The 8,086-nt window shown below is 72.7% G+C and carries 11 protein-coding genes and 1 tRNA gene; 5 read left to right on the plus strand and 7 right to left on the minus strand.

What is annotated here, in order from left to right; all coding sequences use genetic code 11:
• On the plus strand, nt 1-318 hold a 318-nt coding region (locus tag H5J33_RS15945), incomplete at its 5' end, for an SPFH domain-containing protein (RefSeq protein WP_399552837.1).
• A gap of 123 nt (nt 319-441) precedes the next feature.
• Nucleotides 442-1,047: a lytic polysaccharide monooxygenase gene (locus tag H5J33_RS15950; protein ID WP_181795568.1), complete on the plus strand. Its 606-nt coding sequence runs from the start codon at nt 442-444 to the stop codon at nt 1,045-1,047.
• Between the two features lie 46 nt (nt 1,048-1,093).
• On the opposite strand, the gene H5J33_RS15955 is transcribed toward H5J33_RS15950, so the two are convergent.
• The 7 genes from H5J33_RS15955 to H5J33_RS15985 all read right to left on the minus strand — a co-directional run bounded on the left by H5J33_RS15955 (nt 1,094) and on the right by H5J33_RS15985 (nt 6,267).
• Nucleotides 1,094-1,167, minus strand: a tRNA-Lys gene (locus tag H5J33_RS15955).
• A gap of 95 nt (nt 1,168-1,262) precedes the next feature.
• Nucleotides 1,263-2,015, minus strand: coding sequence for an IclR family transcriptional regulator (locus tag H5J33_RS15960; protein ID WP_181795569.1), 753 nt, complete (start codon nt 2,013-2,015; stop codon nt 1,263-1,265).
• 180 nt (nt 2,016-2,195) lie between these two features.
• On the minus strand, nt 2,196-2,978 hold the full coding sequence (gene ehuA, locus H5J33_RS15965) for an ectoine/hydroxyectoine ABC transporter ATP-binding protein EhuA (RefSeq protein ID WP_181795570.1): 783 nt from the start codon (nt 2,976-2,978) through the stop codon (nt 2,196-2,198).
• Nucleotides 2,968-3,618 carry an ectoine/hydroxyectoine ABC transporter permease subunit EhuD gene (gene ehuD / locus H5J33_RS15970; protein WP_181795571.1) on the minus strand — a complete coding sequence of 217 codons (651 nt, stop codon included), beginning with the start codon at nt 3,616-3,618 and terminating at the stop codon, nt 2,968-2,970. The genes ehuA and ehuD overlap by 11 nt, the downstream gene beginning before the upstream one ends.
• Nucleotides 3,615-4,262 carry an ectoine/hydroxyectoine ABC transporter permease subunit EhuC gene (ehuC, locus tag H5J33_RS15975; protein WP_181795572.1) on the minus strand — a complete coding sequence of 216 codons (648 nt, stop codon included), beginning with the start codon at nt 4,260-4,262 and terminating at the stop codon, nt 3,615-3,617. Before ehuC ends, ehuD begins: the two co-directional genes overlap by 4 nt.
• The gene (gene ehuB, locus H5J33_RS15980; protein WP_258565139.1) at nt 4,259-5,176 is read right to left on the minus strand and encodes an ectoine/hydroxyectoine ABC transporter substrate-binding protein EhuB; all 918 of its coding nucleotides are present in this window, start codon (nt 5,174-5,176) and stop codon (nt 4,259-4,261) included. The genes ehuC and ehuB overlap by 4 nt, the downstream gene beginning before the upstream one ends.
• A gap of 137 nt (nt 5,177-5,313) precedes the next feature.
• Nucleotides 5,314-6,267 (minus strand): D-2-hydroxyacid dehydrogenase, encoded by a 954-nt coding sequence (locus H5J33_RS15985; RefSeq protein WP_181795574.1) that lies wholly within the window; start codon nt 6,265-6,267, stop codon nt 5,314-5,316.
• A gap of 197 nt (nt 6,268-6,464) precedes the next feature.
• On the opposite strand from H5J33_RS15985, the gene H5J33_RS15990 reads away from it, so the two are divergent.
• The 3 genes from H5J33_RS15990 to H5J33_RS16000 form a co-directional block, all read left to right on the plus strand.
• The gene (locus tag H5J33_RS15990; protein ID WP_181795575.1) at nt 6,465-7,196 is read left to right on the plus strand and encodes a decarboxylase; all 732 of its coding nucleotides are present in this window, start codon (nt 6,465-6,467) and stop codon (nt 7,194-7,196) included.
• A gap of 106 nt (nt 7,197-7,302) precedes the next feature.
• On the plus strand, nt 7,303-7,671 hold the full coding sequence (locus H5J33_RS15995; RefSeq protein ID WP_181795576.1) for a hypothetical protein: 369 nt from the start codon (nt 7,303-7,305) through the stop codon (nt 7,669-7,671).
• Between the two features lie 135 nt (nt 7,672-7,806).
• The coding region (locus H5J33_RS16000) for a bifunctional DNA primase/polymerase (protein ID WP_181795577.1) at nt 7,807-8,086 on the plus strand (280 nt) is incomplete at its 3' end.

The raw sequence follows: 8,086 nt of genomic DNA on the forward strand, positions 1-8,086 counted from the left end.
CTCAAGCTGCGCGGCCGGACGCACGGCCCCGGGGAGCTGGCCGAGGAGACCGCGCCGGTGGGGGTGGAGGTGTTCTCGGTGCAGCCGGTCCGGGTGGAGTACGCCCCCGAGGTGGCCGCCGCGGTGCAGCGGCGCCGCATCGCCGCGCTGGACGCCCGGCAGCGGGCCAGCCTGCTCGGCTCGGTGGTGGACTCGGTGGAGGACACGGTGACCCGGCTGACCACGCGCGGTCTGGTCGAACTGGACGACTACGACCGCAAGGTGCTGGTCCGGGACCTGACCGTGGCGTTCTGCTCGGGGCGTGGTGAGCCGGTGTAGCCGGCGGGGCCAACCCCTGCACGATTGGTATGGACATGTTCAACTGGCGGCAATAATCTGGGACTTGGTCTAGACCTACCTGCACGGCTCACCGAACTCCCCACGTTCCCCAGGAGCGGCAGCATGCGCACCAAGACCAAGTTGTCCGCGGTCGTACTGGGCGCGGTGACCGCCGGAGCGTTCGCGCTCTCCACCGGCGGTGCCAGCGGCCACGGCTACACCGATCTCCCCATCAGCAGGCAGAAGCTCTGCCAGAACGGCACCGTGACCAACTGCGGCCAGATCCAGTGGGAGCCGCAGAGCGTCGAGGGCCCCAAGGGCTTCCCGGCCGGCGGACCCGCCGACGGCCAGATCTGCAACGCCGGGCTGGGGCAGTTCGCCCCGCTCAGCGCGCCCAGGACACCGTCCGGCGCGGCCTGGCCGGCCACGAAGGTGACGGGCGGGCAGTCGTACACCTTCCGCTGGCAGTTCACCGCCAGGCACGCCACGACGGACTTCAGGTACTACATCACCAAGCAGGGCTGGAACCAGGATCACAACCTCGCCCGCTCGGACCTCAACCTCACGCCGTTCCTGACGGTGCCCTACGGCGGTCAGCAGCCGCCGTCCACGCTCAGCCACAGCGGCACCCTGCCGTCCGGCCTGAGCGGGCACCACGTCATCGTCTCGGTGTGGACGATCGCCGACACGGGCAACGCGTTCTACGCCTGCTCGGACGTCACCTTCTGAGCGCACGGGTAAGGGCCCCCCGTCGAGACGAGGGGCCCTTCTCAGGTGCGCCGCCAGGGACTCGAACCCCGGACCCGCTGATTAAGAGTCAGCTGCTCTAACCAACTGAGCTAGCGGCGCATGACTCCCGCCTGCCTCGGGTTTTTCTTCCCGCGGCCGGCGACGAAGAAAATACTACCCGGTCCCCGGGGGTGCTCGTGACCACCCGGGCGGACCTAGATCGCCAGCGAGAGCAGGACCGGCGCCGCGTTGCGGTTCAGGGTGTCCGCGGCCCGCTTCAGCCGGTGCGCGTCCCGCACCGGCAGGGACAGGGCGAGGCAGCCGACCGTGGAGCCCGCGGTGACCGGTACGGCGGCGCAGACCGTGCCGACCGCGTACTCCTGGAGGTCGAGCACCGGCGCCGCCGGCGGCTGCGCCTCCAGGCGGGACAGCAGCAGCTTGTCGCTGGTGATCGTGCGCGAGGTGAGCCGCGCCATCTTGTGCCGGGCCAGGTGGTCGCGGCGGGCGTTCGCGTCCAGCTGGGTCAGCAGGCTCTTGCCCACGGCCGTGGCGTGGGCGGAGTAGCGGAAGTCCACCCACTCGTTGACCGGCGGGGTGGCCGGCCCGGCGGCGTACTGGGTGATCCGGACCTCGCCGTCCACGTACCGGCTGAGGTAGACGGCCGCGCCGACCGCGTCGCGCAGCCGGTCCAGGTTCTGCTGGAGCCTGTCGCGCAGGGCCCGCTCCCGGTCGTGCGCCGAGCCGAGCCGGCGCAGGGTCTCGCCGGTGACGTACGCGCCCTCGGCGATCTCCTGGACGTAGCCCTCGCGGCGCAGCATCCGCAGCAGGCCGGTGAGCCGCCCGGGGACCAGACCGGTGCGGCGGGCCAGCTCGGCGGCGGTGATGCCGGCCGGGTGGCCGGAGACGATCTCCAGCACGCGCAGGGCTTCCTGGGCGCAGTGGTACGGGGCGGTCGGCTTGAAACTCATGGGTCCCCCTCGGCCGCGATCCGGGTCGGATCGTGTCCACGATAGCCGCGCGGGGACCCCGCGGAAGAGGGTCTCGGCGAGATGAAGCCCTTCGTGTGCACGCTCCCACCGGCGGCGAGATCCGGTGGCATATGCCAAGGGCACGTACCGGTGCCCGTTCGCGCCGACGGACCCCGCCGCTCACAGGACCGCGCTGATGAACTCCCGGGTCCGCTCCCGCTCCGGGTCGCCGAAGATCTTCTCCGGCGGGCCGGCCTCGATGACGCGGCCCGAGTCGAACATCAGTACCTGGTCGGAGATGTCCCGGGCGAAGCCCATCTCGTGGGTCACGCACAGCATGGTGATGTCCGTGCTGCGCGCGATGTCCCGCAGCAGGTCGAGCACGCCCGCGACCAGCTCCGGGTCGAGCGCGGAGGTCACCTCGTCCAGCAGCAGCACCTGGGGCCGCATCGCCAGCGCCCGGGCGATCGCCACCCGCTGCTGCTGCCCGCCGGACAGCCGGGTCGGCCTCATGTCGCACTTGTCGGCCAGGCCCACCAGGTCCAGCAGCTCCCGCGCCCGCGCCTCGGCCTCGTCCTTCGACAGGCCGAGCACCCGCACCGGCGCCTCGGTGACGTTGCGCAGCACCGACATGTTCGGGAACAGGTTGAACTGCTGGAACACCATCCCGATCTTCTTGCGGACCTCCCGCACCTGCTTCTCCGGCGCCGGGAACAGCCGCTGCCCGGCCACCGTGATCGTGCCCTCGTCCGGCTTGGCGAGGGTCATCAGCAGTCTGAGGATCGTGGTCTTCCCGGAACCGGAGGGACCTATCAGGGTGACGTGCCGGCCCGCGTCCACGGACAGGTCCAGCCCGTCCAGGACGGTGTTCTCCCCGAACCGCTTGGTCACCCCCTCGATGCGGATCAGCTCGGTCGGCAGGGTGCCGGTCGCGGCCGGCTGCTTGCTGGTCTCAACGGACAAGACGTCGCTCCAGGGTGCGCAGAAGAAGGGAGGCCAGATACGACACGACGACGAAGGCGACCCCGATCACCGTCAGCGGCTCGGTGAACTGGAAGTGCTGCTGGGAGACGAGCCGCGCCCGGCCCAGCATCTCCAGCACGCCGATCGTCATCAGCATCGGCGTGTCCTTCAGCATCGCGATGACGTAGTTGCCGAGCGGCGGCACCACCCGGCGCACCGCCTGCGGCAGCACCACCGCCGTCCAGGTACGCCGCACCGGCAGGCTCAGCGCCGTCGCGGCCTCCCACTGACCCGCCGGCACCGCCTCGATGCCGGCCCGGTAGACCTGCATCGTGTACGTCGAGTAGTGCAGCCCGAGCCCGAGGACCCCGGTGGTCAGCGGGGACAGGGTCACCCCCGCCTCGGGCAGCACGTAGAACAGGAAGAACAGCTGCACCAGCAGCGGGGTGTCCCGCACGAACTCCGTGAAGACCCCCACCGGCCAGCGCGCCCACCGGGTCGGCGCCCGCATCAGCAGCGTCCACACCAGGCCCAGCGCGAACGAGATCAGCGACCCCAGGGCCAGCGCCTCCAGTGTGACGACCAGTCCCTTGCCGAAGTACGGCAGGAAGTCGGCGACCGCTCCCCAGTCCCAGGTCATCGGGCCACCTCCGCCTTCAGCCGGCGTTCCAGACCGCGCATCCCGCGGGTGAGCAGGAACGCGATCACGAAATAGATCAGCAGCAGGTACGCGTAGATCTGGGCGCTCTGCTGGAGGGCGAGCCGTACCAGGTTGCCGCTGAACGCCAGGTCGCCCATGCCGGTGATGGACACCAGCGCGGTGCCCTTGAGCAGCTCGATCAGCAGGTTGGAGAAGGACGGGATCATCTCCGGCACCGCCTGCGGCAGCAGGATCAGCCGCAGCCGCTGCCAGGGCGTGAAGCCGAGCGCGATCCCGCCCTCGCGCTGCGCCGGGTCCACCGCCACCAGCGCGCCGCGCACGATCTCGGCGCCGTACGCGCCGTAGGTCAGGCCCAGCGCGAGCGTGCCCGCCCACATCGGCACCAGCTGCCAGCCGAAGGCGACCGGCAGCACGAAGAACACCCAGAAGATCATCACCAGCGCCGAGGTGCCGCGGAACACCTCGGTGTACAGGCCGGCGACGAAGCGGACCAGCCGCGAGCGGTGGGTGCGCGCGGCACCGGCGGCGAAGGACACCGCGGCGGCCAGCAGCGCGCTGTACACCAGCAACTGGAGGGTGACGCCGACCCCTTGGAGGATGATTTTCCACAGGCCCGCGGTCATCGGCGGCACAGCTCCTTCGCGGTCAGGGTCGTCATCTCCGCCTCGGTGAAGCCGAAGGGCCGCACGATCCGGTACAGCTCCCCGCTGCGGCGCAGCTTGTGCAGCTCGGCGTTGAAGGCGTCGCGCAGCCGGGTCTCGTTCGGCCGGAACGCGAACGCCCCGCCGTCCGCCTTGGGTCTGCCGTCCACGAGCGCGATGAACGGCTTGGTCGACTCGGCCTTGGCGGAGCCCCGCGCGACCATCCGCGCGGTGACCGCCGTGGCCGCGAACAGGTCGACCCGCCCGGACTCCACCGCGTTCAGCCCGGCCACCTGGTCCGGGACGATGACCAGGTCGTTCTCCTTGAAGCCCGCCTCCACGGCGTGCTGGATCTGCGCGTACCCGGTCCCGGTGGCGATCTTCGCGTGCCGGCGCAGCGCGTCCGCGTAGGTGCGCAGCCCGAGCGGATTGCCCTTGCGGACGATGAACGCGTCCGGCATCCGGTAGTCGGGGTCGGCGAAGATGACCTGCTCGCAGCGGTCCGGGGTGACGTACATCCCGGCGGCCACCACGTCGAACTGCTGGGCGTTCAGCCCCGGGATCAGCGAGCCGAACTCGGTCGGCACCGGCTGCACCCGGTCCACCCCGAGCCGCCGGAAGACTGCCCTGGCCAGCTCGGGCGCCTCCCCGGTGAGCCTGCCGTCCCGGTCGATGTACCCGAAGGGCACCTCGCCGGCGATCCCGAGCCGTACGACACCCTGGGCGCGCAGCCGCTCCAGCAGGTCGCCGCCGTCCTTCCCGGACGCCGACGCCACCCGTGTGCAGCCCGCCGCGCCCAGCGCGCCGAACGCCGCGAGTCCCGCCAGCACGGAGCGCCGGGTGTGTCCGCGTCCCGGCCGTATGGTGTGTGCGTCGTTCCCACGTGGTGCAGCCATGGCGGCGCGGCTACCCAGACGTGATCCGGCTATGCACCCCGTTTCGCCGGCCCGGCGGCGCGGTCACCGCCGGGCGGACGCGGGCGCCTCCGGCCGGATCCGCCGCGCCCGCACCAGGGGGAGCGGCGGCGGGGCCTTCAGCGACCGGGCACGTAGCCGCGTTTCTTGTCGACCACGTTCGCGAGCGGTCTGCCCGCCGCCCACCGCTCGTACAGCTCGACGAACTGCGCCGCGAGCCGATCGTGCCGGCCGAAGGTGTCGCCGCTCATGTGCGGGGACACGATCAGCCCCGGCAGCTCCCACAACGGGCTGTCCTCGGGCAGCGGTTCGGCGGCGAACACGTCCAGTGCCGCGCCCGCGATCCAGCGCCGCTCCAGTGCCCGCGCGAGGGCGTCCTCGTCCACCAGGCCGCCCCGGCCGACGTTCACGAAGAACGCCGAGGGCTGCATCACGCCGAACCGGTGCGTGTCGAACATGCGGTACGTCCGCTCGGTCAGCGGAGCCGCCGCGATCACCCAGTCCGCGCGGGCGATCAGCCGGTCCAGGTCGTCCGGGCCGTGTATCCCGGTCCGCGGCACCCGCCCGACCAGCGCCGTCCGCACCTCCAGGGCCTTCAGCGCCCGCACGATCGCCCGGCCTATGGGACCCGAGCCGACCACGCACGCGTACGTGCCCGCCACCCGCCGGGTCTCCCGGTGCCGCCAGGCCCGCTCCCGCTGGTGGGCCAGGGTGCGCGGCAGGTCCTTGGCGACCGCCAGCACCAGGGCCGCCACGTACTCGGCCACCGGCTGCTCGAAGATCCCGCGCGCGTTGGTCACCACCGTGTCCGACGCGGCCAGCTCCGGGCACATCAGATGGTCCACGCCCGCGCTCGCCGTGTGCACCCAGCGCGGCCGGGGACCGTCCCCCGGCCACGCCTCGCGCACCGCGCGCGAGGTGAAGTCCCACACCAGCAGCACATCCGCCGCGGGCAGCCGCTCGGCCAGACGCGCCTCGTCCGTGCGCACGATCCGGGCGCGTCCGGTGAGGCGGCCGAGCCGGGGCGGCGGATCGGCGTCGAGGACCAGCACGGTGGGGGGTAACGGTGTCATGCGGGGCGGCTCCCGGAGGACTGACCTGCGCGGCCGTGCACGGACCGACCACGCTCGCACCCGGACCCGGCGTCGTCAACACGGCCGCGGGCCGGAAGGCGCGGTGCCGCCCCGACGGGGTACCCGGAACACGGGCCGCCGGGCACGGCTGCCCGGGGACGGCCCGTACCGCCGGATCACCATCAGGAAGGCTGGACATGACCGCACTCGGACTCCTCTACCCGGGCCACCGTGCCGAGGACGACTATCCACGCATCGAGCAGCTCCTGGGCAGCGACATCCGGGTGGACCTGATCCACACCGAGCCCGGCGAGGACACCCGCGACGTGGCCGCGCTGCGCGAGCTGGGCTCCGCCGGGCGGTTCGCCGAGGGCGTGGAGGCGCTGCGGCTGACCGGGGCCGAGACGGTGGTGTGGGCCAGCGCCGGCGGCGGCTTCGTACACGGACTCGCGGGCGCCCAGGAGCAGGTGCGCACCCTGGCCCGGCTGGCCGGGATGCCCGCCTCCTCCACCTCCTTCGGCTTCGTCAACGCGGCCCGCGAGCTGGGCGTACGACGGGTCGCCGTCGGCGCGGCCTACCCGCGGGAGGTCACCGCCCTGTTCGCGGACTTCCTGCGGGCCGCGGGCCTGGAGGTGACCGGCCCGCGCTCCCCGGCCACCGCCACCCCGGACGAGGTCGCCGGCTGGGGCCGGGAGGAGGTGCTGGCCCTGGCCCGCGCGGCGGACACCCCCGACGCCCAGGCCGTCCTGCTGCCGGACACGGCCCTGCACACCGCGGCCCACCTCGGCGTCCTGGAGAAGGCCCTGTCCAAGCCGGTCCTCACCGCCGGCCAGGTCACGGTCTGGGAGGCGCTGCGGCTGGCCGACCGCCGGGTGAACGCGCCGACCCTGGGCAGCCTGTTCACCCGGGAGCCGCTCGTGCAGGTGTGACGCCGGGTTCTCCTCGTCGGCCCGGGCCCCTTGCGCGGGCGCGGGACAATGGACGGTGGCCCACCCGAAAGCGGTGCCGGCGAACCGTACGAGGAGGAGACAAGACATGGCGGAGCCCACGCCGCGTCGCAACGAACCGCGGCTACGCCCCGCGCCCCTGCTCTTCGAGCCCGCGGCGGCGGCCTCGGACCCGGAGCACTTCTTCGACCTGGAGTCGATCGAGGATCCGCGCGAGCTGCTGTCCCGGGCGACGGAGCTGACCCAGGCGTTCCGCGCGGCGGCCGACCGGGCCGTGGAGTTCCAGGCCGTCGCGGCCGCCCAGCTCGCCGACCCGCGCCGGTTCGACCGGCTGACCCCGGCGGACATCGCCGAGCGGGCGGAGTGGACCGAGGACTATGCCAAGAAGATGGTCGAGTTCGGGCGGGACCTGATGCGCGGGGAGGGCGAGGACCGGACGTCGGCCGATCCGCTGTAGCGCGCGGCACGGCGGACGCTTCCCGGCCGCCAGCGGCATATGCCGGGTGGGCAAGATACTCCTCCTCGGCCGTCCTGTCCCGGTTTTCCGCAACTCAGCGAAACCGCTCGCTGACGGGCTGTACATCTGGGTGTCATGACGACCAGTGCCCCGAACGTGACCTGTGACAGCGCCGGCGCCGTCGCCTGGCTCGCCTCGGCGGGAACCCACCCGCGCAGCACGCTCGCCCTGTGGCAGGAACGCCCGGACGCCCCCGTGGTCCTGCCCTGCGGCACCGTCTTCGACGTGGTCGGCGCCCCGGTGGTGTTCGGGCGCCGCATGCTGGACCGGCTGTGGGGCGCGGGGTCGCGCTCGGGCCCGGTCGCGGTCTTCCGGGGCCGCACGCTGTTCTTCGCCGCGCCCGGCACCGCCCAGC

Origin of the sequence: Streptomyces sp. WELS2 (genome assembly GCF_013870595.1) — a bacterium.
Lineage (GTDB): Bacteria > Actinomycetota > Actinomycetes > Streptomycetales > Streptomycetaceae > Streptomyces.